General features: G+C 59.5%; 16 protein-coding genes and 1 tRNA gene. 15 read left to right on the top strand and 2 right to left on the bottom strand.

Going from position 1 to position 24,371, the window contains the following annotated elements; translation table 11 throughout:
- Nucleotides 1-2 precede the first annotated feature (2 nt).
- From ACUZ9Q_RS07045 to ACUZ9Q_RS06975, 15 genes are all read left to right on the top strand, one after another.
- Nucleotides 3-2,435 carry a Lon protease family protein gene (locus tag ACUZ9Q_RS07045; protein WP_192111751.1) on the top strand — a complete coding sequence of 811 codons (2,433 nt, stop codon included), beginning with the start codon at nucleotides 3-5 and terminating at the stop codon, nucleotides 2,433-2,435.
- 269 nt (nucleotides 2,436-2,704) lie between these two features.
- A complete protein-coding gene (locus tag ACUZ9Q_RS07040) occupies nucleotides 2,705-3,280 on the top strand; it encodes a TetR/AcrR family transcriptional regulator (RefSeq protein WP_192112081.1) in 576 nt (191 codons plus the stop codon).
- Nucleotides 3,281-3,615: 335 nt separating this feature from the next.
- Nucleotides 3,616-4,470: a hypothetical protein gene (locus ACUZ9Q_RS07035; RefSeq protein ID WP_192112080.1), complete on the top strand. Its 855-nt coding sequence runs from the start codon at nucleotides 3,616-3,618 to the stop codon at nucleotides 4,468-4,470.
- Between the two features lie 80 nt (nucleotides 4,471-4,550).
- Nucleotides 4,551-5,687 carry a S1C family serine protease gene (locus ACUZ9Q_RS07030; protein ID WP_449247599.1) on the top strand — a complete coding sequence of 379 codons (1,137 nt, stop codon included), beginning with the start codon at nucleotides 4,551-4,553 and terminating at the stop codon, nucleotides 5,685-5,687.
- Complete coding sequence (locus ACUZ9Q_RS07025) at nucleotides 5,684-7,039, top strand: SrfA family protein (protein ID WP_449247598.1); 1,356 nt, start codon at nucleotides 5,684-5,686, stop codon at nucleotides 7,037-7,039. The genes ACUZ9Q_RS07030 and ACUZ9Q_RS07025 overlap by 4 nt, the downstream gene beginning before the upstream one ends.
- A 2-nt stretch (nucleotides 7,040-7,041) precedes the next feature.
- The gene (locus ACUZ9Q_RS07020; protein ID WP_215647651.1) at nucleotides 7,042-10,191 is read left to right on the top strand and encodes a virulence factor SrfB; all 3,150 of its coding nucleotides are present in this window, start codon (nucleotides 7,042-7,044) and stop codon (nucleotides 10,189-10,191) included.
- A 27-nt stretch (nucleotides 10,192-10,218) separates the two neighbouring features.
- Complete coding sequence (locus tag ACUZ9Q_RS07015) at nucleotides 10,219-12,828, top strand: virulence factor SrfC family protein (protein ID WP_252209465.1); 2,610 nt, start codon at nucleotides 10,219-10,221, stop codon at nucleotides 12,826-12,828.
- 3 nt (nucleotides 12,829-12,831) lie between these two features.
- Nucleotides 12,832-13,929: a sel1 repeat family protein gene (locus tag ACUZ9Q_RS07010; RefSeq protein ID WP_215647653.1), complete on the top strand. Its 1,098-nt coding sequence runs from the start codon at nucleotides 12,832-12,834 to the stop codon at nucleotides 13,927-13,929.
- Nucleotides 13,930-13,983: 54 nt separating this feature from the next.
- Nucleotides 13,984-15,963: a vWA domain-containing protein gene (locus tag ACUZ9Q_RS07005; RefSeq protein ID WP_252209466.1), complete on the top strand. Its 1,980-nt coding sequence runs from the start codon at nucleotides 13,984-13,986 to the stop codon at nucleotides 15,961-15,963.
- Nucleotides 15,964-16,161: 198 nt separating this feature from the next.
- Complete coding sequence (locus tag ACUZ9Q_RS07000; RefSeq protein ID WP_225529801.1) at nucleotides 16,162-16,977, top strand: ABC transporter ATP-binding protein; 816 nt, start codon at nucleotides 16,162-16,164, stop codon at nucleotides 16,975-16,977.
- Nucleotides 16,978-16,979: 2 nt separating this feature from the next.
- Entirely contained in the window at nucleotides 16,980-18,239 is a 1,260-nt protein-coding gene (locus tag ACUZ9Q_RS06995; protein ID WP_449247597.1) for an ABC transporter permease, read from the top strand.
- Nucleotides 18,229-19,944 (top strand): SUMF1/EgtB/PvdO family nonheme iron enzyme, encoded by a 1,716-nt coding sequence (locus tag ACUZ9Q_RS06990; protein WP_449247596.1) that lies wholly within the window; start codon nucleotides 18,229-18,231, stop codon nucleotides 19,942-19,944. The genes ACUZ9Q_RS06995 and ACUZ9Q_RS06990 overlap by 11 nt, the downstream gene beginning before the upstream one ends.
- A 17-nt stretch (nucleotides 19,945-19,961) precedes the next feature.
- Nucleotides 19,962-20,867, top strand: coding sequence for an NAD(P)-dependent oxidoreductase (locus tag ACUZ9Q_RS06985; RefSeq protein ID WP_192111745.1), 906 nt, complete (start codon nucleotides 19,962-19,964; stop codon nucleotides 20,865-20,867).
- A 116-nt stretch (nucleotides 20,868-20,983) separates the two neighbouring features.
- On the top strand, nucleotides 20,984-23,011 hold the full coding sequence (locus tag ACUZ9Q_RS06980) for an alpha-amylase family glycosyl hydrolase (RefSeq protein WP_449247595.1): 2,028 nt from the start codon (nucleotides 20,984-20,986) through the stop codon (nucleotides 23,009-23,011).
- A 54-nt stretch (nucleotides 23,012-23,065) separates the two neighbouring features.
- Nucleotides 23,066-23,142, top strand: a tRNA-Pro gene (locus ACUZ9Q_RS06975).
- Between the two features lie 62 nt (nucleotides 23,143-23,204).
- Here the strand turns inward: ACUZ9Q_RS06975 and ACUZ9Q_RS06970 are convergent.
- Both ACUZ9Q_RS06970 and ACUZ9Q_RS06965 read right to left on the bottom strand, forming a co-directional pair.
- Nucleotides 23,205-23,672 carry a hypothetical protein gene (locus ACUZ9Q_RS06970; RefSeq protein WP_449247594.1) on the bottom strand — a complete coding sequence of 156 codons (468 nt, stop codon included), beginning with the start codon at nucleotides 23,670-23,672 and terminating at the stop codon, nucleotides 23,205-23,207.
- A 150-nt stretch (nucleotides 23,673-23,822) separates the two neighbouring features.
- The gene (locus tag ACUZ9Q_RS06965; RefSeq protein ID WP_449247593.1) at nucleotides 23,823-24,287 is read right to left on the bottom strand and encodes a DinB family protein; all 465 of its coding nucleotides are present in this window, start codon (nucleotides 24,285-24,287) and stop codon (nucleotides 23,823-23,825) included.
- Between the last annotated feature and the right edge of the window lie 84 nt (nucleotides 24,288-24,371).

Here is a 24,371-nt window from a genome sequence, read left to right as displayed (position 1 = left end):
CTATGCCAACTATCGCTCCCCTGCCCGCGTCCCGCCTGCACGCCACGTTAGATCCTGCCCGTATTCCATGGGAAACGAGCAGGGACATCCCGCTGCCGCGCAACGGTCGCCAGAATCCATTCCAGCCCCGTGCCATGCAGGCGCTGGACCTTGCCCTGCAAATCAAAAATCAGGGCTACAATGTCTACCTGTCTGGCGAGGCCGATCTTGGCCGCAGCCACATGCTGCTGAGCTACCTTGGCCCTCAGGCCAAAAAGGCCCAGACGCCTGACGATCTGGTATACGTGCATAATTTTGCCGATCCTGACCGGCCCTGCCTTTTTGCCCTGCCCACAGGCATGGGCAAGAAGTTAAAGCAGAACCTTAAGGAACTGATCGAGCATATCCGCGATGAGCTGCCGCGCCGTTTTGAGGCCAGCACCTACGTAAAGCGCCGCGCCAAGATTGTGGACAACTTCCAGAACGCGCGCATGGGCCTGCTGCGCAAGATGAATTCCGTTGCCGTAGACAAGGGATTCAACCTTGATATGGACGAAAGCGGCGGTCTGACCCTGTATCCGCTGGTGGAAGGCAAGCGCCTGAGCGAGGAAGAGTTCGACAGGCTGGACACAACCCTGCGCCTCAGCCTCAAAAGCCGGGGCGACAACCTCGTGCAGGCCATGTCGGGCTACATGCGGCAACTGAACAAGGCTGAAGAAAGCTTTCAGGACGACGAGCGCGGCCTGGAACGCGAAGCCATGACCCAGGTGCTGACCACCTTCTTCAACCCCATTGAGCAGCGCATGCTCAAGGCCTGCCCGGTCAAGGGGCTGGATGCCTACTTTACGGCCCTGCGCGAAGACATCCTTAAAAATACCGATGCCTTTCTGCAAAGGGACGGCGGCCCTCTGGGCGACCCGCACGGCGCGCCGGTGGAGGCTGTGCTCTACCGCTACGAGGTTAACCTGCTGGTGGACAGCAGCGGCCTTGATGGCGCCCCCATCATTGTGGAAGACCACCCCACAGCCGTGAACCTGCTCGGCTGCGTGGAGCGCGAATCTGAAATGGGCGCGCTGGTCACGGATTTCACCCTTATCCGCGCGGGCAGCATCCACAAGGCCAACGGTGGTTTTCTGGTGCTGCATATTGAGGATCTTCTGCAACACCCCAATGCCTGGGAGGGCCTGTTGCGCGCCCTGCGCTCCAATATGGCCCGCATTGAAGATTCCGGCGAAGGCCCGGATACGCCCATCCGCACCAAGGGCATCAATCCCGAGCCTCTGCCCCTGAACCTCAAGGTTGTGCTGATCGGCGATGAAGAACTGTACGAAGGTCTGCTCGTCAATGACGACAGGTTCTCCAAGCTCTTCCGCATCAAGGCCCACATGGCCGACACCACAGAGCGCAATGCCGCCAATGTGCGCGCCTACCTCGGGCACATTGCCACCATCATCAAGGAAACAGAACTCCCCTGTTTTGACCGCACGGCTCTGGCGTGGCTCATCGACCTCGGGTCGCACATCTGCGAAGACCAGCGCCGCCTTTCTCTGCGTTTCCCCGAACTGCGAGAGCTGATGATCGAGGCTTCGGCCCTGACACGCATGCGCAAGCAGGATGTGGTCACCGCGCCAGTGCTGGAAGAAGCTCACGCTGCGCGCATCTACCGGGCCAATCTGGTAGAAGAAATCTATATGGAAGAATACGACCGCAACATGATCAAGGTGCAGACCTCGGGTCAGGCCATTGGTCAGGTTAACGGTCTTTCCGTCACGTGGCACGGCGACTTTGAATTCGGTCTGCCGCACAGGATTTCATGTACTGTGGGCGTGGGGCACGAGGGCATCATCGACCTTGAGCGCGAGGCCGAGCTGGGTGGCCCCATCCACACCAAGGCCATGATGATCCTGAAGAGCTACCTCACGGATCTTTTTGCGCGCAAAAAGCCCCTGGTGCTCTCCGGCTCGCTCTACTTTGAGCAAAGCTACGCAGGAATTGAGGGCGACAGCGCCTCTGGCGCGGAACTGGCCGCCCTGCTCTCGGCCCTTGCCGACGTGCCGGTGCGCCTTGATCTGGCTTTTACCGGGGCTGTAAGCCAGACGGGGCAGATCATGGCCGTTGGCGGCGTTACCCGCAAGATCGAAGGTTTTTATAATGTTTGCGCCAGTCAGGGCCTCACGGGCACGCAAGGGGTTATCATGCCCTTTGACAACGTGGATCACCTCATGCTCGCGCCCAATGTTATTGAAGCGGTAGAGAAAGGCCAGTTCTCCATTTACCCTGTGCGGCGCATAGAAGAAGCCCTCGCCCTCTTGACTGGTCTTTCAATCGGTCGCAGACTGAAACAGGGCGGCTTTACGAAAAACAGCCTGTACGACATGGTTGACCGCAGGCTGGAGCGTCTGGGCGATTACGCGCAGAATGCCTTTCGCCGCACCAGAAAATCCAAAGAGGGATAATAGGCGCTGCCCGTGGCAGCGACATAATACCCACTGAGTATTTTCACATTAAAATGTTTGCCTTAAGGCGGCGCAAACTTGCCGCAAAGGCGCTTTGGGGTGCGGTTTTTTTACAAAAATCCGCGTTGGGCAGGCAAACAGTTTACTGCCTTTCTGCTCACGAGAACAAGCAATAACCTCACGCATACCTTGACTTTACGGGTTTTATGTGTAATGGGGTCAACGCAAGGAAAAACCTTATGCCTCACTCTAACCCAGCAAAAGCCGTGATGAACAAAAACAAGAAAGAAGCGTTGCTTCAGGCCGCCAAAGAACTTTTTGGCGAATGCGGGTATGTGGAAACCACATTCAAAAAAATATCCGACAAAGCAGGTGTTGCCCTAGGGTTGCTGACCCACCACTATGGCAACAAGGAAAAGCTGTTTCTTGCCTCGGGGCTTGATGTTCTGGAGCGCTTTCTCGTAAGACTGCGCGCAGCCACCGCCGAAGCCACCTGTGGTTACGATGGCGTCATGCGTTTTTGCAAGGCATACCTTGACTTTTCAATCGACAAGGATTCCAACTGGCTGGTACTTGTGCGCTGTTCGCCTTACAGCGACATGAAAACCAAGACCGACCGCGATATTATGGATTCCATGTTTTCGCAGGTACACAGCGAGCTTGAGCGCGTTATCGCCAAGGGCGTGGAAGACGGCAGCATTGTGAAGGTCGACAGCAAAAGCACCGCCCAGGTGATCATTTCCCTCATGGTCGGTTCCAACCGTACTAGGGTGCTGACCCCCTATGCGATGCCCACGCTGTACGAAGATGTTCTTGACTTCATTTCCCGCTCCATCAAGGCATAGAGCTTGTTTACAACACACAGTCGGGCCGTCGGTCGTAAAGATCGGCGGCTTTTTTGCATCTTTTGTTGCCCTGTCGGCCTGAGCAGCAATGGAAAACATGAACGTTCTGCGCCCTGACCCGCATTTGCGCGACAATCTTGTGCATGCTTGATGCTCCAGCAGAGCAATAGGGCTTGCCGAGCCGCAGCGCTTTGAAGTAAATTCAAAATGTTCAGGGTGCATTATCGCGAGTGAACAGTCCTATCCGCTCCATTATTTTGTGCGGATTGCCGGGAGCTCTGGGCAGACATGCCGTGGCGCTCGTAGACTCAACCCTTATTGAGGAGACGGTTTTTATGCAAAGGCTTGCCAGCATACCCTTGTGCCTTTTTCTTGCTGCAGGATTGTTGATCTCGGGCTGCACCAGTAAGTATGGCGACCAGAAAACCAAGGTCAATTATTATCCGCAGTGCTATCAGCCTGTTAACCAGTTGCGGCAGGACGAAAACAGCACGGGTAAAAGCACTGCCGCTGGCGCGGTTGGCGGCGCTCTGCTTGGCGCGCTCATTGGCGGTCTTGCCACGGGCAAGGCCAGCGGCGCTGTGGCGGGCGCTGTGGCAGGCGGCGCTGCGGGCGCTGTGGCGGGCAACGTCTACGGCAAGTCCAAAGCTCAGGATCGCGATGCCGCATATCTGCACCAGTACAGCCAGCAGCTTGGCAGCGAGGCTGCCAGCATGAACCGCTCCACCGCAGCAGCCAAGGTTGCGGCCAAGTGCTATGACGAACAGTTCAAGCTTGCCGCCGGGCAGTTCAAGGCCGGGCAGATCACCCGCATGGAATTTCAGGACAGATATAATGAAATCCGCAGCGGCCTTGAAGAAACCTCGTTTATCCTGAATGATACCGCTACCACCATGGCCAAGAAGGACAGCGAATATCAGCAGGCTCTGGCCGAACCGTACACCTCTGCGCAGCCCACCACTGCTGCGGCTTCGTCTTCCAGCTCTGGCGCTACCAAGTTCAAAAAGGGCGCTGCTGCTCAGCCCAAGAGCACCCCTGCGGCCAGCGCTTCGCGTACGCCGGAACAGAACAATGTTGCAGCGCAGGCCGCGGAGTGGAAATCTTCGCGCGAAGATCTTGAAAACACGCGCCGCGATGTGAACGCGCGCATGTCCAGCTACGAAGAAACCGTCAATAACCTGCTGGGATAACTCTGCTGCCGCGCAGCCGCTACTCCAGTGGCGGTTGCGCGGTTTTTTTACTGCGCCGCAAATACCGCGCGGAGCCATAGATGAACGAAAGCCAACACCCTGTACCGCCTGAAACACCGCCAAGCGCCGCTCCTGCCGAAGGTGCCGCGCCTGCTGGAGCGGTTGCCCTGCCCTGGTATCGCCGCCCTCTTTTCTGGGGCGTGTTGCTGTTTCTGGGGCTTTTGTTGCTGGCCGCATGGCTGTTCTGGAAAGAATGGCAGCAGGCCGAGGCTTCCAAGGCTGCTGTTGCCGCGCAGACAGAGCAGTGGCGCGAGCACAATGCGGCGCTTGAAACATTCATGCAGCAATTGCGCGCCCTGCTTGCCAAGGAGCCTTGCGAAGTAAAGCAGGGGCTTGGACTCATCACCCCGCCTGCGGGTGTCATGTGGCCTCCTTTGGGTTCAGGCTCTGGCGCTGCGAGTCCCAATTCTGCCCGCGCGGATGCAGCCACCCTGCCGCCCACGGCAGACGCCAAAACGCAGGTGCCGCCCACTCCCATGCAGCAGCAGACGCCCAAAAATGTTTCCGAGCTGATGGAACAGGGCACAGTGCTTGTGCTTGCCATGCGGGAAGAAGGCCTTTCCATGGGGTCCGGCTTTTTTGTGGCCCCGGGCTACGTGGTTACCAATGCCCATGTGGTTGGTAACGCTACGCAGGCGGTCGTTGTGAACAAAGCCCTGGGCAGACCTTTTGAGGCAACCGTGCGTCAGGTAACCCACGACAACGGGCAGGATTTTGCCGTGCTTGGCGTTAACGGCGCATCGGGTGTTGTGCCGCTCAAGTTTGCATCAGGCGTAAGCCGTACCGAGCGCGTGAGCGCCTGGGGCTTCCCCGGCGCCGTCACTACTGACGATCCCAAATTTGCGGCCCTGCTCAAGGGCGATGAAGCCGCAGCACCCGAAGTGGTGTACACTGAGGGCGTTGTGAGCGTTATCCTTGAGCGCAAGCCGCCGCTTATTGTGCACACGGCCACAGTTTCGCAGGGCAACAGCGGCGGGCCGCTGGTCAACGACAAGGGCGATGTGGTGGGCATCAACACCTTTATCAAATTGGACGATGCCTCCTACAGACAATCCAGCCTGGCCATTGTCAGCATGAGCCTGGCAGCGTTTTTACGCTCGGCGGGCGTTCCCGTCACCATGGCCCAGAGCAGTGAATCCGCCGGAGGCAAGCCATGAGTACCCGCATTGCGGTCAGTCTGCGCGGTCAGATGCGCGCGCTTGCCAGCCAGGGCATATTTGCCACCGACTGCTATGAACAGTTGAAATCCATCCTGCTGCAAAAGCTCGGGCCGGATCATGCCGCCCTGCTCGCCGAGCCGCAGCACAATGCCGAGGGCAACAGCGTTGACTGGTATGCCGAAGGCAACGGCCCGGCGGTTCCTCTTGCGGAACTTTCGGAACAGGATGCGCAGGCCCTTCGCGCCCGTGCGGGCACGTTGGCCTCTGATATTGCCGGATTGTCCAGCGACCTCACAGCAGATGCGCAGGCGCGGCAGGCCCTTTCGGGCCAGTTGCTGCGGCTTGCCCTGCAACACCCGGCGGACGAAGACATCTGGTCTGTGGATGGTCGCCCTGTTCTTATTAACTGGGGTTTTGCCCCCGGCAGCGTTGGCGCGCAACCGCAGGATCTCACCCGGCTTGGCGGCGTGCTGCCGCCTCCCCCGCCGCCTGCGCCTGTAACTGCTGTACCTGTGGCTGTACCGCCGCGCAGCGGGTGCCTGCCATGGCTGCTGCCGCTCCTGCTCTTGCTGCCCCTGCTCTGGCTTTTGGGCGCGGCGCTGGGGCTTTTGCCTTCTCCTCTGCCTTCGGGCTGCATGCCCGTTGACCGCAGCGCTCTGGAGGCCGAAAAACAGAAGGCCGCCGCCAACGAAGATCAGCTTGCCCTCCTGTGGCGTCAGTTGCAGGAGCGGGCGGCCCTGTGCAAGCCTGTTGCGCCGCCGGTAATGCCCCCCAAGGTTGAGGAAAAGAAGGAAGAACCCAAGCCCGATCCGGAAGTGGTGGAACCCTTCCTTGGCGAAACGCCCGTGGAGCCGCCCAAGGTGGCGGAAGCTCCCAAGCCCAAGCCGAAGCCTGAACCCAAACAGGAACCCAAGCCCCTGCCCAAGGAAGAACCCAAACCGCAGGAGCCGCCCAAGCCTGCGCCCAAGAAGAATGACAACCTTGCCATTCCTGAAGATGCGGCCAAAAAGAACGATCTGAGCTTCCTTGAGGGCTGCTGGACAAGCGAAACCGGCCTGTATTCGCACCCCTCCAACGAGCCGATCATTGCAGAATACTGCTTTGACAAGAGCGGCAAGGGACGCCGCCTTGTGCGCGAGCGTAATGGCCAGGTGTGCAGTGGTTCGGCTTCGGCGCGCTTTCAGGGCAACCAGTTGCAGTTTGATTCCAGTCAGGCCCGTTGCCCGCGTGGCGGCACCTATGTTCCGCAAAAGGTTGAATGTACCGGACAGGAAAACACCACCCAGTGCAAGGGCCGAGAGCTTGGCGGGGCCAATCTCAAGTGGGATGCCCGTTTCAAAAGGAAATAATGATGGATGTCATACCCCGTTACCTTTCGCCGGTCAGCATTATTCCCGGCGGCTGCCCGCAGTTTCTTGATTTCTCCATGCCCGAAGATGCCGTCAAAAGACTGCGGCGGTATTTTCGCGAAGAAAAAAAGAAAGAATCCGACGAGCAGACGCGCTACACCCACTATCTGCGCTGCCTGACAGAAACGGAAAACGGCTTTATCGACCAGTTGAGCGGCCTGCCCTGCGATGAGGACTACAGCATCGAAGCCCGGCGCGCGCTGGATGCCTGGGAAGGACACTGGCTGCCCATTCCCTTTTTGCGCACGCTCGACCAGCCCTGGCCGGACGGCGGCAAGCGCTTTGAATGTGGCCCCTCCAACTGGGCACGGGCGCGGGTCATGCGGTCAGAAAGGCACCCCGGCCAGCTCCGCGTGGTGCTCATGTTTGACACAAATGTGGAAGACCGCCCCGCTCAGGGCGAGCAGTACCATGCGCTTTCTCCGCAGGATGTGACGGCCCACGGGCATTTTATGCTGGCCCACCTTGTGCGCGACAATTCGTGGTTTCTCAACGCGGCCTGGGTGGATGAATGGCTCAACGGCCTCTATGATGCGTGGAAGCAGTCGCAGCACCGTGGACGCGGCGCATGGCACGATGGTTACCCCTACGTGCTGGAGCATCTGGCCTCCTACCTCACATGGCTTGACGTTGTGCGCCTTGCGCTCAACGATCTGGCGGCTCAGGTCATCAATCCCGACCGCGACACCCCTGTGGATGTTGATCTGGTGCTGGATATCGGCAATTCGCGCACCACGGGCATCTTGGTGGAAACCCTGCCCCAGCGCATCACCAACCTCAACGACAGTTACCTGCTTGAACTGCGCGACCTGAGCCAGCCGGAACACATCTATTCCGACCCCTTTGAAACGCGTGTGGAATTTGTGGATGCGGCCTTTGGCAACGATGCGCTTTCGCGCCGTTCGGGCCGCCAGACTCCGGCCTTTGCCTGGCCTTCTGCCGTGCGCATCGGGCCGGAAGCCGCCCGCCTTGCCACGCAGGCCGTGTGCGCAGAGGGCACGACAGGCATGTCCAGCCCCAAGCGCTACCTGTGGGACGAACGCCCCTGGCAGCAGAGCTGGCGCTACAACACTGGCGGCAAGTCAGAACCCATGGTCAGCCGTGGGCTGTTTCCGCGCCAGTTGAACCCGCAGGGCACGCCGCTTTCGTGCTTTGACGACCCCATGTTCAAAAAGAGCCCTGCCCTGCAAAAGCAGCAGCCTGAGCCAATTTTTGAATCGCTGTTTACGCGCTCGTCGCTCATGCTCTTCATGCTGGGCGAAATCCTGACTCAGGCCCTTGTGACCATCAATTCGCCTGCCACGCGCGCCCGTCGGGAGCTGCCCAACCTGCCCCGCAGGCTCAGAAGGCTCATTTTTACGGTGCCTACGGCCATGCCCGTTGCGGAAAAACGTATTTTCCGCCGCTGGGTCACGTGGGCCGTGCGCGTGGTGTGGGACGCCCTTGGCTGGAGCCAGTGGTACGCACCCCGGCTACAGACCCGCACTCTCACGGGCGATTACCGCCAAAGCCCGCAGGTGCGCTGCGACTGGGACGAAGCCAGTTGCTCGCAGCTTGTGCTGCTCTACAACGAGCTTGCGGTCAAGCAGCACGGCGACGCGCACCATCTGTTCCGCCTCATGGGCAAGCCGCGCGAGGCCTGCGCCAACCATCCGTGCATCCGCATGGCTTCCATTGATATTGGCGGCGGCACAACCGACCTTTCCATCACCACCTTCGAACTTGCCAGCGGCGAGGGCGACACTGCGCGCATCAAGCCGCATACGGAATTCAGGGACGGCTTCAACATTGCGGGCGATGAAGTGCTTCGCGAGGTTGTGGCCAACCATGTGATCCCGGCCATTGGTCAGGCGCTGGCGCGCGAAGGCCTTGCAGAACCGAGGTCGCTTCTGGGGCAGCTTTTTGGGCGCGATTCAATCGGCATGTCGCAGGAAGACCGCAACACAAGGGTGCGGCTGGTGCGGCAGATTGCCGTACCCGTTGCCCTGGGGCTGCTGGCAACCTGCGAAAATCCCGACCTGCGCGGCAGCGTCTTTAACTGTACACTGGGCGACTTTTTTGAGCCTGACCCGGTGGGCAGCGGAGAAACGGCTGATGCTGCGGCAGACACGGCGGCGGACGCCGCACCATCTGCGGCAAAGCCCGCAGCGGATTCGCCCCGCTTCAGCCCGGCAGCACTCGCGCCACGGCCTCAGCCTGCAACACTGCGGGATGTTAAGGCAATGGTGCGGCGCTCCGCATCCTTCATCCAGAACTTTAACATTCTTGATGTGCCCATCAGCGTCAATCAGGCCGCAGTGGAAGAAACCATCCGCAGCACGCTTGGCTCGACGCTTTCCGCCCTGTGCGAAGTGGTGCACATGTACGATTGCGATGTGCTGCTGCTCACCGGGCGGCCCAGTTCGTGGAACGGCGTTATCGCCACTGTTCTTGCCAAGCTGCCCGTGCCGCCAGACAGGATCATTCCCATGCGGCGCTATCACGCTGGCTCGTGGTATCCCTTTGCCGATGCGCAGGGCCGCATTACCGACCCCAAAACCACGGTTGTGGTGGGGGCCATCCTCTGTGCGCTGGCCGATGGGCACCTTGAAGGATTCTCCTTTGATTCCGGCGCGCTCAAGCTTACGTCCACCGCGCGCTATATCGGCGAGATGGACATCAACAGCCAGCTCAAGCGCCCCAAGGTCTGGTTTACCGTGGATGTGGACAGCAAGGACGGTACGGACAAAACCCGGGCCGTGGCCTTCAGCGGGCCGCTTTCCATCGGCTACAGACAGCTGGATGCCGAACGCTGGCCCACCACCCGCTACCATCTGCTGACCTTTGCCACGGAGGAAGCCCGCTCCCGCGCTTCGGGCCGGCTGCCCTACCGGGTTGAGGTCAGCCTGAGCGTTGCCGATGCCCTGGATGAGGAAGATATCCGCAGCGAGACGGACAAGGATCGCCGCAGCGAGGGCGAGTTCCGCATTGATTCCATCGTGGATTGCCAGGAGCGCAGCGTTGACCGCCGCGATCTTGAAATCCGCCTGCAAACCCTGAAACTGGACGAAGGCTACTGGCTGGATACGGGCATTGTCACCGACGCCGGATAATTGAGGATGGTTATGCAGCAGCAGGATATGGATTTAGCGCGGCACTGCCGCGAACTGGCGGAGACTTCGCGTTCCGCAGGGGCATGGCTTCAGGACAATGCCGAACTTGTGGGCAACGAACGCGCGGCCCTGCAAAAGGATCTGCGCCATGCGGCCCGCTTTTTCGGCAAGTGCGAGCAGGCTGCCCGCCGCAAGATGTGCGTGGGCGTGTTTGGCCCCAGCCAGTCGGGCAAGTCCTACCTTATCTCGGCCCTTGCCAGCGATGCGGACAAGGTGCTTCTGGCCGATTTTTGCGGTCAGACCTTCAATTTCATCAAGGATATCAACCCCGAGGGCGGCAAGGAATCCACGGGGCTGGTTACGCGCTTTACCACCACGCCACCCGAGGGCGTTACAGAGGCCTACCCCATCCGCCTGCGTCTGCTTTCAGAAACTGACGTGGCCCGCGTGCTCGCCAATACCTACTATGCGGACTGCGACCACAAGGACGCCCCCAATGCCGAGGCCCTCGCCAAGGAGCTGGAGAGCCTCCAGGGCCGCGCCCAGTCTACGCCCGTACCCGGCGGCATGAGCGTGGACGATGTGGAAGAGCTGCGCGATTATGTGAACAAAAACTTCATTTCGCGCCCCAGAGTGCAGATGCTCCAGAACGGCTACTGGGTGCGGGCCATGGAACTGGCCCCCCGTCTGGAGCTGGAAGACCGTGCCCGCCTTGTGGGCCTGATCTGGGACAGCGTGCCGGAATTTCAGGCAGTGTATATTCAGCTTGGCGCGGCCCTGCGCCAGCTTGGCAACGCTGCCGAAGCATGCTGCGCCATTGACGCGCTCATCCCCCGCAGCAACAGCATTATTGACGTGGCGCGGTTGCAGGGCCTCAACGAGCCGCCCACAGACATGCTGACCCTTGTGGGCGCGGAGGGCCGCAAGGCTGACCTGCCGCGCGCGCTGGTGACGGCCCTCACGGCAGAAATCACCATTTACATGCGTGAAAAGCCCGATGATTTCTTTGACCACACCGACCTGCTGGACTTTCCCGGCTACCGCGCGCGCTACAAATTCAGCGATCTGCGCGCCGCGCTGGACAGTCGCAAGGACATGCTCAAGGAACTCTTTTTGCGCGGCAAGGTGGCCTATCTTTTTGAGCGCTACCGCGAGGAAAAAGAGCTCACCAGCATGCTGCTCTGCATCGGACCCAGCACCCAGGAAGTGCAGGATCTGCCGCAGGCCGTGTATGAATGGATATGCTCCACCCACGGCGAAACGCCTGAAATGCGCGCCAGCAAAGCACCAGCGCTCTTTTTTGTGCTCACCAAGATGGACATGGAATTTGAAAAAAAGGCCGGATCGCCCTCAGTGGAAACCCGCTGGACAACCCGGCTGGAATCCTCGCTGGTGAACTTTTTTGGTCAGGTGCACGACTGGCCGCAAAACTGGGACGGCACGCACCCCTTCAATAATGTCTTTTTGCTGCGCAATCCCAACTTCTTGTGCGAAGCCATTTTCGATTACGACGACAGGCGTGAAACCGGCATCCGGCAGGAACAACAGGCCTTTGTGGAAGAAGTGCGCCAGTCCTTCATGCAATCGCCACTGGTGCAGAAGCATGTGGCTGACCCGGAACGGGCCTGGCAGGCAGCCATGACGCTCAACGACGGCGGCGTTGGGCTGCTGCGCCAGAGCCTGCGGCCCCTGTGTAATCCAGAACTCAAGCGGCAGCAGATCAGCGGCAGCCTTGCCGAAAAATGCGAGCGTCTGCGCACCGGGCTTGCGCCCTTCTACCGCACGGACGACAGGGAAGAACTGCGCAGACAAAAGGAGCAGCTCTCGCGCCTGCTGGTCTCGCAGATGGCCAAGGTTGCGGAAAGGCAGCTCTTTGGCGAGTTTTTGCGCCGCCTTCAGGTGCGCGACTTTGACCTCTACGAAATCTGCCTCAACGCCCGCCAAAGCCCGGATGAAGGGCAGAACGCAGCGCCTGCTCAGGTTGTGGGCGCGCGTGTTTCCGCCAACGACATTTTGGGCGACATCTTTGGCGACGACGCTCCCGTGTCCGCGCCAGCGGCAGACGCCGCCGATGCGGAAGCAAAGGACAGCGCCCAGGTCTTTGCCGGAATGGTCATGGACCACTGGACAGGGCGGCTGCGTGACCTCTGCAACGATGTGGAAGTCAGGGGCCAGCTTGGCCTGCCAGCCAAGGAACTTGACCAGTTCTGCCATGAGCTTGTGCAGGCCGCAGCGCGCTGCAAGCTGCGCGAAAATCTGGAGGCTGAGCTGCGCCGTTCTTCGGCATTCAGCAATATGGCCCGCGAGCGCCTCGTGTGGAAGCAGGTGAGCCTTGCTGCGGACGCCATCAACGCCTTTGTGGACTGGTGGGGCTTTGACCCACGGTTTAAGGATCAGACGCGGCGTACCGTTGTTTTTGGCGGCAAAAGCGTGCCCCTGTTTAACCCACCGCAGGAAATCAAGGGAGAACCCCGCATCGGCGAGGAAGAATCGCCCTATGACCGCCTGTGGTATACTGACTGGCTGCGCGCCATGGCCTATAGCGTTATGGCCAATGTGGATTTTGACGGCCAGCAGAGCGTCAACCCTGAACAGAACAACCGCCTGCGCGAACTTTTGCAGGCCTTCAAAGGATAACCCATGCGCGCCAGCATTTCAGCCGATACCGGGCGCGGCCCCGGCAACGGCATCATCGAGATTTTTGACGCAGGTGATGTGAGCGAGCCCGGCTTTACCCTGCTGCGGGCATCTGACGGCAAATGCCTTGGCCCCCGTGGCTGGCAGGAGAGCGAAACCCTGCTCACCCCCGATGCCTGGGATAATGACGGCGGCAGCCTGCGCCTGGCCGTTGGCCCTGCGGTGGTGGACGAGGTGGACAACCTCGATGCCTACCGTATCAGCCTGCGCGGCGTGGGCAGTTGCGCTCTTGCCGTGAAATCGCTCGTATATTCCAACATTGCGGGCGGGCATGGCATGGGCGCTGGCGCTCCGCAAACTCCCCCGCCTGTCGCGCCGTCCGCTCCCGAACCGGAGCCGGAACCAGTGCTGGAATCGCCGGAGCCGCCTCTGGCTTTTGAGGAGCCGCAAGCGCCCCAGCAGCATGAAGCTCCGCTTGAAATGGCAAGCAAGGAAGAAGGCAAATCCGGCGGCAAGGCCGGACTTGTGCTCCTGCTCGTGCTTGCTGCCATTGCTGCAGGCGTTGCCGCGTGGTGGTTTTTGCTGCGCGAGCCGGAAAAAGCCCCCCTGCCTACGCCCCCTGAGCAGACGCAGAATGCGGACAAGCCCCAAAGCGCTGATCAGGCCCAGCCCAAGCCCGGAGACGCCGGACAGCAAGGGGCGGATGCCGCCAAGCAGCCGCTTTCTCCCTTGGCCTCAGCGCGCGAACAGTTGCGCGGGCAGGCACTGCCCGGCGTGAGCCTTGCCATGGCAAAGCCTTTGCGCAAGGCCGACGCCAAGCCGGAAGAAAGCGACGCCGCATTTTTGCTGCTGGAAGACGCCGCGCAGAAAGGCGATGCCGAAGCCATGTTCCTTGTGGGTCAGTTTTACGACCCCGCCAGCACCCTGCCGCGCGGCAGCATCCCCGCCGACCTCACGCAGGCCAAGCGCTGGTACGATCAAGCCCTGCAAAAGGGCCAGCCTCAGGCCAAGGCGGCACTGGATACGCTGAAAGAACACGCCCGCGCCCTTGAGGCCAAGGGTGATGCCGAGGCGCGCTCCCTGCTGCAAAACTGGCAATAAACGCGGCCCCGAGCAGTTTGACCTGGAATTGTTGTATTCCGCGAGGAGTTCACTATGCACTGCATGCCCCTGTTTCGCCGTTGCTGCTTTGTAGCCCTGCTGGTGCTGGGCCTTGGCGTCTGCCTTGCTGGCACTGTCTCCACCGCTTCTGCCGCGCCCCTGTTGCAGCAGGGCAAAAAAACGCTGTTCCAGCGGGTGGTCAGCCATCCCGGCGCGGCCCTGCTGGCCGAGCCAAAGGCCGATGGCGCAGTGGTGCGCAAAAGCGTGGTGCCCTTTACGGTTATGTACGTCTATGACCGCAAGGATGCGTACATTCAGGTTGGCGCTTCCACCGCGCAGCCCGAGGGCTGGATGGAAGCCGCCAAGGCTACGGACTGGAACCAGTCGCTCACCCTGCTGTTCACGCCCCGCACCGGGCGCGATCCTGTGCTGTTTTTCAAGACGGAAACCGGGCTGAACGAACTGTGCGCCGCGCCAGACATGGAAAAAAGGCTCGATGCCCTTGAAGCGCAGGCAGCAAGCCTGCGGCAGAGCAACCAGCCCGCGCCGGAAACCATGCCCATCCTTGCCAGCGAGCCGTCGGACGCGCAGGGCGCAGTGTCAGAAAAGCGCTTTTACCTCATGCCCATACTGGACATGAAAGACCCCTTTGACGGCGTCAAGTTTCTGCGGGTGGCCTCCATAGACCCCGGCAACGGCAAGAACAAGGACGGCAAGAACGGCCCGCCCAAGACCGGCATTGCCCTTGTCATCGACACCACCATTTCCATGAAGCCCTATATCGACCAGAGCCTGAACGTGGTTCGGCAGATATACGACAAGATTGAAAAAGACCACATGACCGACAACGTGGGCTTTGCCGTTGTGGCCTTTCGCAGCAGCACCAAGGCAACGCCCGGTCTGGAATACACCACCGAGGTTGTCAGCGATTTTGCCACGGCAAAAGACCGCAAAAGCCTTGAAGACAAGCTCTCAAAAGTGCAGGAAGCCAAGGTTTCCAGCCACGATTTCAACGAGGATTCGCTGGCCGGCGTGTACAAGGCTGTGGAAGGTCTGAACTGGGGCGACTATTCCTCGCGCCTTATCCTGCTGATCACCGATGCAGGCCCGCTCAAGAGCGGCGACAAGTTCGCCTCTGTTGCCATGGGCCCGAGCGAAGTCAACGACTTTGCCCGCCAGAAGGGCATCTGGATTACCGCCCTGCACCTCAAAAGCCCCGGCGGCAACGCCAACCACGCCTATGCGGAGCAGAGCTACCGCGCGCTGAGCAAGCTTTCGGGCAACCGCTCCAACTATCTGGTGGTGTCCGCACCCACGCCCGCCAAGGGCGCGGAGCAGTTTGCCGCCATCACCAAGACCCTCGCCACCGGCATGCTCGATATGGTCAAGAACACCGCCGAAGGCAAGATCATGACCAAGCCCAAGGACGAGAAACCGCAGACAGCCTCGGCGGAGGATCAGGCCGCCAATCTGGCAGCGACCCTCGGCTATGCCATGCAGCTTGAATACCTCGGCAAGGCGCGTGAAAACGCCGCGCCTTCCGTGGTTAATTCCTGGATTGCAGACATGGATCTGAACCAGCTTGCCAAGAGCAGGCAGACCCCTTGCGTTGACGTGGCCGTGCTGCTGACCAAGAACCAGCTCAACGACCTGAGCGCCCAGCTCAAGGCCATTATCGACAATGCCGAGCGCACCAAAAAGACTGACGCGCGCGACTTTTTCCAGGGTGTGCTTTCTGCCTCAACCCGCATGGCCCGCGACCCCAACATGCCCACGCAGGGCAAAAATCTGGCCGAGCTTGGCGTGCTTTCCGAATTTCTGGACGGTCTGCCCTACAAGAGCGACGTCATGCTGCTGCGCGAGGAAGACTGGTACCGCATGAGCGTGGGCGAGCAGACGGCCTTTATAAACCGCCTCAAATCCCGGCTTGCCCGCTATGAGGAATATGACCGCGACCGCGCCAACTGGGAAAGCTTCGGTCAGGCCAACCCCGGCGACTGGGTTTACCGTGTGCCGCTGAGCATGCTCCCCTAGGTCTTTGTGTCCCCTGCCTGCGCCAGATAGCCTTTTTATTCAGGTTGAGTACCAGAAGCGTACACGCCCTTGATAAAAGGCTCCCTTCCCCAGGCAGGAAACAGAATTTTTCATGGTCTTGGCCCAAACGGGCACGCAATGGGGCCGCAGACGGGCAACAGCAAAAGTCTGCGGCCCGCCGCAATGCTTGGAGTTTTAATGTCCGACATGGTTTTCAGCCTGCGCAATATTGGCAAAACCCGGCCCGGAGACGAAGGCTTTCGCCTGCGCATAGAGCAGCTTGACGTGCCGCGAGGCAGTCTGCTGGCTCTGGTTGGCCCCAGCGGTTGCGGCAAAAGCACCGCGCTGGATATGCTGGCCTGCGCCCTCAGCCCGGATATGACGCCCGAGGGCTTTGCCCTGCCGCACAAACCCACCGGATCAGGGCAAGGCGACCTACCCCATCCCGCCAGTGCCGCCGCCAGTTTTGCGTTCAGCCCGCAGGCCGGGGCCTCCACGGATATTCTGGCCGCGTGGCGTAGCGGCGGCACCGACGCCCTGGCCCTGCTGCGCCTGCACCACCTTGGCTATGTGCTGCAAACAGGCGGTCTGCTGCCCTTCCTGAGCGCGCGGGAAAATATCGTGCTTCGCTGCAAGAGCCTTGGCACCCTTGCCAAGCGGCAGGAGGCCATCACAACCATTGTTGATCGGCTTGGCATTGGGCATTTACTGGGGCATTACCCGGCAACGCTCTCCGTAGGCGAACGCCAGCGGGTCGCCATAGCCTCGGCGCTGGCGCACGGGCCATCGGTCGTACTGGCGGACGAACCCACAGCCGCGCTTGATCCCGGCCATGCAGCCAACGTGCTGCGACTTTTTGCGGAGCTGGCGCGCCAGTTGAGCATCACTGTGGTCATGGTCACGCACAACCTTGAGCAGGCGCGTCAGGCTGGCTTTGTGCTCGCGCCGGTACGTGTGGAACAGGACAAGGGTGGCAGCGCGTCTATCCTCCACTGGACAGGGAGGGCGGCCTGATTATGACGGCGAATACCTGGACAACCATGCTGCGGCTAGCCTGCAAGGACTACTGGCACGAATTTTTGCTCTCGGCCTGCGCCGTGCTCGGGCTGGCAGCGGTGCTTACTCCCCTGCTGGTGCTCTACGGCGTAAAATTCGGCGTGGTGCAAACCCTCACCGAGCGCCTGCGCAACGATCCCCGCAATCTTGAAATTTCCCCCGTCATAAGCGGCAGATACACGCCAGAATATCTTGCCAAACTGGCAGCCCACCCGGATGTGGCCTTTGTGCTGCCGCGCACGCGTTCCATTGCCGCCACCATGGATCTGAGCGCGGGCAATGGCGATGCGCGCTCCGTGCTGGTGGCCTCGCTGGAGCCAACAGCCGAGGGCGACCCCCTGTTGCTGCGCTTTGGCGCTGCGGTGCCAAACATGCCGCAATCGCCAGACACAGAAGCCATTGGCGTAACCCTGTCTTCGTCTGCGGCGGAAAAGCTGCACCTCAAACAGGGCGACACCCTTAATGGAAAGGTTGAACGGCGCTTTCAGGGCAAGGTGCAGACAGCCCGCGTGGCCCTGCGTGTGGCGGCAGTGCTGCCGCTGGCGGCTCAACAGAAGGATGTGGCCTACGTGCCGTTGCCTCTCATGGAAGCCACGGAAGACTACCGCGATGGGCGCGCTGTGCCCGAACTGGGCGCGCAGAACGGCTGGACAGGCGAACCCCGCCCGCAGGGCGAGCGCGTTTACCCCGGATTCCGCCTGTACGCCCGCAGTCTGGACCATGTGATGCAACTGAGGGAGGCCTTTGCCGCCCAAAAGCTTGATGTGTACACCCATGCGGAAGAAATCGAGCAGGTTACGGCGCTTGCCCGCGCCCTCAATCTGATATTTGCCCTCATCTGCGCGGCAACGGCCATTGGCTTTCTGGCCTCCACCGCCAGCAGCGTTCTGGCTGGCATCAAACGCAAGGAGCGCGTCCTCGGCCTGCTGCGGCTTCACGGCTTCACCACTGGCAAGCTGATGCTGTTTCCGCTGGTGCAATCGTTGCTCACAGCCCTTGCGGGCACGGCGCTGGCTTCCGGCGTGTACGGGGTGGCGGCCTTTGCCATCAACAAACTTTTCAGCGCCAGCGTTACCGGCATGGAGCAGGTATGCCTCCTGCTGCCAGAGCATTTTGTGCTGGCCTTTGCCGCAGTTTCCGGGCTTGCCCTGCTGGCCGCCCTTGCCCCTGCCTTGCGGGCTGCCCGCGTTGAACCCTCGGAGGTTATCCGTGAAATCTGATCTGCGCATCCGCAATTTCGCGCCCTTGCAGTGGGGCTTTGCCGCCGCTGTGTGTTGCGCCCTGCTCCTTGCCCCCTGCGCCTCGCAATCCGCTCTGGCGGCTCTGGCCCGCAAGGCCGATGTGAGCACGGCTGACGCCTATAATCCCAAACCGGCGGATAATGACATCATCCTGCCCATGCCCTGCGGCCTGAGCATGGTTTTCAAGCTGGTGGCAGTTCCCGCCAAGGGCCTGCTGTGGGATATGCCCATGCGCCCCGGTGTGGACGACAGCGCCCATCAGGACAGGGCCTTCTACGACCGGCGCTACAACACCGCGCTTTCCGGCGCTTTTACCCTTGAAGACCTGCCCGCCGCGTGGCGCAAACAGGCTCCGCAGGGGCAGAACTACTTTTACCTTGTGGCAAAGTACGAAGTCAGCAACCTGCAATGGCATGCCGTGATGGACAATGCCTGCCCTGATACTGCGAACCCCGGCGCAGACGCGGCCCGTCCGGCTACGGACATGAGCTGGTACGATGCCGTGGACTTTACCCGCCGTTACACCACATGGCTTTTGCAGAACGCGCCAGATTCGCTGCCGCGCTTTGCAGGCGACCAGCGCAACGTGGGCTTTGTGCGCCTGCCCACAGAAACGGAATGGGAATACGCCGCGCGCGGCGGGCAGACTGCTGGCAGCCAGCTGCTGTTGCAGGAGGATTTTTTTGCCCTGCCCAACGGGGAGAGCAAGGCCGACTACGCCGTTTACAGGCCGGAACAGGGTGCACGGGCCGAGGGCATGGCAAACATAGGCTCGCGCAAGCCCAATCCGCTTGGTATTTACGACACCGCTGGCAACGCGGCGGAAATGGTGCTGGATGCCTTTCGCTTTTCAATGGCTGGCCGTTTGCACGGCTCTGCTGGCGGCTTTGTGCGCAAGGGCGGCTCCTTCCTCTCTGGCGATGCGGAGATTCTGCCGGGCCGCAGGGAAGAAATGCCCTTCTTTCTCACAGACGGCCCCGCACACGCCCGCGATCTGGGCTTTCGCCCCGTAATATCGGGTATCAACACCCCCGGCGGCGGGCGTCCGCAGGAACTGACCGCGGAATGGAACAAGGCTGGCGAAAAGCTGGCCCCGCTGGCGCAGGACGGTCAGACCGCCCGTAATCCTCTTGATGAACTCGACCGCCTGCTGGCAGCCGCGCCGGATGAGGCATCCCGCAAAAATCTTCAGGATCTGCGCAATACCATCAAGGAAAACAATATCATGCTGGAACGCCAGAAACAGCTTGAAGCGCAATCGCTGCTGCGTACCGGCGTATATATGATCGAAACCCTAAGAAATTACTCCAGCAGACGTAACAGTTTGAAAACGCAAATTGAAAGTATGGAGCGTGAAAAGGCTTCCGCCAAGGGTGCGGCCCTTGAAAAGCTCAAGCAGATATTGGATACTGCCAACAGGGGCCTTGTGATGCTTGATACGAGCATTGATAAGTCCCTCACCTTTTACCGCAGCAAGGTAGAAGAAAGCGCGTTGCTTGCTCCAGAAGTTCTTGCCGCCGCAGATGCATCCCTTGCAAAGGATTTCAGCGGCAATGACCCCTTCAACGAGAACATGCATCGAAACCTTGAACTGTATCGGCTCCACGTGGACGCGGTGCGCAAAAACAAAACCGTTTCGCGCGAGGCCATGCAGAAAGCAATCCTTGAACGCCGTTTTCAGTAGACAAAAGGAGAGAATCAATGGCTGACAAAATGCGTATTGGCTGGATTGGCACGGGTGTTATGGGCCTTTCGATGGCTGGGCACCTTCAGGCAGCCGGCTGGCCGCTGACCGTATATAACCGCACCAAAGCCAAGACCGAACCTCTGCTCGCCAAGGGCGCCAAGTGGGCCGATACCCCCCGCGCCGTGGCCGAAGCCTCTGACGTGGTCTTTACCATTGTGGGCTATCCCCACGATGTGGAAGAAGTGACGCTGGGCGAAAACGGCGTGCTGCGCGGCCTGGCCGCTGGCGGCATTGTGTGCGACATGAGCACCTCCAGCCCCGTGCTGGCCGAGCGCATTGCCGCTGCCGCCAAAAAGCAGGGCTGCGAATCGCTGGACGCCCCGGTTACCGGCGGCGACGTGGGCGCGCGCGATGCCAAGCTCTCCATCTTTGTGGGCGGCGACAACGCGGCTTACGAGCGCGTACTGCCCTGCTTCAACAAGATGGGCACCAACATTCTGCACTGCGGCGGCGCTGGCTTTGGCCAGAAGGGCAAACTTGCCAATCAGGCCGCCATTGCTGGCGTGATGATCAGCACCTGCGAATCCTTCCTCTTTGCGCAGGAAGCAGGCCTTGACGTTGCCAAGTGGATGGAGCTTGTGGTTGCCGGTTCCGGCGGCAGCTTTGCCATGAATACCCTTGGTCGCCGCATGCTCAAGGGCGACTTTGCCCCCGGCTTCTTCATCGACCACTTCATCAAGGATCTGGGCCTCTGCCTTGACGAATGCCGCCGCATGAAGCTTGTGCTGCCCGGCATCACCCTGGCTGACCAGCTTTACCGCATCATGCAGGCCAAGGGCCAGGGCAGCAAGGGCACTCAGGCTCTTGTGGAATGCCTTGCCGAACTTTCGGCCAAGGATTGGCGCGCCTGCTGCAAATAACTGACGCTTCCGGGCCAGCAATGGCCCTTGTGCCCGTCCGGCTTCCGGGCCGGACGGGCAATGCATGACGAGCCTGCGCCCGCCGCTTTCGGGCAACCATAAACAGGAGATCCGCCATGCTTTCCGCTTCTCCCGGCAGTCCGTTGGATGACCCTGCCCTGGAGCAGTACCGCCCCTTCATTCAACGCCGCACCAAGGCCTATACGGCTGAAATTGAGCGCATACGCACCCGCTACGGCTCGTTGCGCGCCTACGCTGGTCAGCATCTCACCTTTGGCGCGCATCGCCTCACAACACCCGCAGGCGACATCTGGCGCTGGCGCGAATACATGCCCAATGCCGAAAGCCTGTGGCTCACCACCGACAAACTGAACTTTCAGCGCCACGCCAAATTCCGCTTTGAGCGCCGTGCAGACGGCATTTTTGAGCTGGAACTGCCCGGCGATGCCTTGCAACACGGCACTTATGTGGAATTGCGACTGGTTCCCGCGCAAGCGCAGGACGCGCAGCACCCCGGCAAGGCCCTCAAGCGCGTGCCAGCCTTTGCCAACTGGGTGGAACAGAACGCGGCAGTGCCGGAGCAATGGTGCGCCCGCCTGTGGTTGCCGGATGAACCCTACCGCTTCAGGCATCGCCGCCCTGCCCGGCAGGCCTTTCCCCGTATTTACGAGGCCCATGTGGGCATGGCGCAATCCGCGCAGGCGCACAAGGGCGACAGCGTGGGCAGCTATGCGGATTTTTGCCGCGACATCCTGCCCCGCATCAAGGCTTGCGGCTATACGGCGGTGCAACTCATGGGCATACTGGAGCATCCGCTGTACAAATCCTTTGGCTATCAGGTGAGCAGCTATTTTGCGCCGTCCTCTCGCTACGGCACACCGGACGGCTTCAAGGAACTTGTGGACACCGCGCACGGCCTGGGGCTTGCGGTTATACTTGATGTGCCCCACGGCCACGCCAGCGCCAATACGGAGCAAGGGCTGGCGCAGTATGATGGCAGCAGGTACTTTTTTACCGGGCAGCAAAACCAGTGGGGAACGCCATCCTTTGATTTCAGTCAGAAGGCAACGCGGCGTTTTCTGCTCTCCAACTGCCGCTACTGGCTGGAAGAATTCCGCGTGGACGGCTTTCGCTTTGATGCCGTGGGCAACATGCTCTATGCGGATTTTGGCGAGGATGACGACTTTTCGCACGTGGGGCGCTGCTTTTACGGCAAAAACGGCCTGCCCCGCGCAGATGTGAACGGAGAACTGTATCTCAACCTTGCCAATGCCCTCACGCATGAGCTTGCCCCATCAGCCATGACCATTGCCGAAGAATTTTCCGGCATGCCGGGGCTGACCTGCCCGCCGGAGCAAGGCGGCCTTGGCTTTGATTACCGCTTTGCCATGGGTATTCCCGATTACTGGGCCAAATGCATTGAAGAGCCGCGCGACATGGGTAGCCTGTGGTATGAAATGACCAACCATCGGCCCTACGACCGCACCATCAGCTATGTGGAATGCCACGACCAGCACATCAACGGCAGCGATGCCATGATCTGGCGGTTGCTGGGCGATGCCATGTACGGGCATATGGGCAACAAGGCCGAAAGCTGGAACATATCGCGCGGGCTGGCCTTCTATCGGCTCATGCGGCTTATAACGCTGGCAACGGCGGATGCGGGCTACCTGAACTTTATGGGTTGCGAATTCGGGCATCCCGAATGGCTGGATGCGGAAAAACACGCGCACCGCCAATGGCGGCTGGCTGACGACCCGGGGCTGAAATATCACGCTCTGGCCTCATGGGATAGGCAGATGCTCGCGCTTGTGCAAAGCCACCTTGAGGATTTTGCCCAGCCGCCCATGTTCCGCTTTATACATGAAGAAAAGCGGCTGCTGGCCTTTGAGCGCGGGCAACTGCTCTTTGCCTTCAACTTTCACGAGCTTGAGGCGCAAAAGAGCCTGCGCTTTGCCGTAAGCCCCGGCAAGTATGCGGAGCTGCTTTCGTCTGACGAAATCCGCTTTGCCGGGCATGGAAATCTGGCGGTAAAAAGCCCGCCAGCAGAGCATTTTACTGCTCCCCTGCCGGGTCGGTATGAGGGGGATATCACCCTGTATCTTCCGCCGCTTGTGGGATTAGTCTTAAAAAATGCAAAATAATGTTGCAAAAATGTTGACAGACCGGGCTGTTCCGCGTAGTTACTCTTTTCGCGTCGGGATGTAGCGCAGCCTGGGAGCGCACTTGAATGGGGTTCAAGGGGTCGAAGGTTCAAATCCTTTCATCCCGACCAGAAAGTTTAAAGGGAATTCATGGAAACATGGATTCCCTTTTCTCGTTTGTGGCGATGAAGCTCTATTCAAAATATGTAGCTCCATAAATTTTTAAGCGAATCCATAGTCTTTTAACAGGATTAACATTCAGCCCAAATGCTAGTTTCGGAAAATTCTGAGTAGATCCTATTGCAAAAGCACCTACAAGACGCCCCGCTATGCGGCATTTAATTTCGCAAATTTGATTATACTCCATATTCTCTAATGTGCCTCTTCTTTCAATATCATAGTTGTCGCATTCTGACGCGCATTCACCAATCCAAGGGATTGACTCCAACTGTCCATCCTCTTTTATAAAGCCATAGTTTCTTATTGAGATAGGTCGAAAGCTTTTACTAACTATAAACATTGCATCTCTATCATCCATTTCTGGACGATAAGAATCAAACTTAATGATAAATTTGTCTCGTTTTTCAAAAACTTTTTCATATATAACAATTACACCACCTATAGCAGAAATAAGAATTCCAAAATCCGACAGATTCATCATAGGTAATACCTGCAAGGGAAATAGTGAGCTTTTGAATATTCAACTCAGTTCATTCCTGTCTGCGATTGTAATGAACTTCATGCCTTCATGAACTTTATTAAATTTTAGAACCAGATGCAAAATTTGATATTTTACCGCTAATTCCTGCTTCTAACCCAAAATATGAGTCGTTACCAGCTGCATGCGCTCGCAATACTGGCCTGTGTGCATCTCTATATGCTCAAAATAGCCTTCAACAAGAGTCCGTAGCGACTTTGCCCCATCCGGGCGCTGCCACATATTCTCAAGGGCAGTGGCTGGTATTGCCCGCATTATGTGCATGAGCATCCAGTTATATTGCCGCCAGAACTTTGCCATTTCTGCAAAATCACAGCCGTCATACTGCTGAACAGTCACAAATATTTCCGCGTCATATGGGGGAAACTGTTCAAGGTTGCCCGATATCAAGCGGGCAAACCGCTGATGGTTGTTGGCAGCAGAATCCACAAGATGGCCGACAATTTCCGTAAGCGTCCATGCGTCTGCCGCCACCCGCACATGCGCGAGGGCTGGATCTGTAGACTGTAACAGCGCATCAAAGACATCAATTATGTTTTGTCCTTTCTTCAGGTCCATAACATCTCCAGTGACAGGGTTGCGACAAGATACTTTATATTATTTATCCATCGATGTGGTCAACCGAAGACAAGCGCGGTTATT

It is taken from the genome of Desulfovibrio desulfopostgatei, from assembly GCF_053570645.1.
The sequence above is the reverse complement of the archived record's forward strand: the minus strand, read 5'-3'. Positions and strand labels throughout refer to the sequence as shown.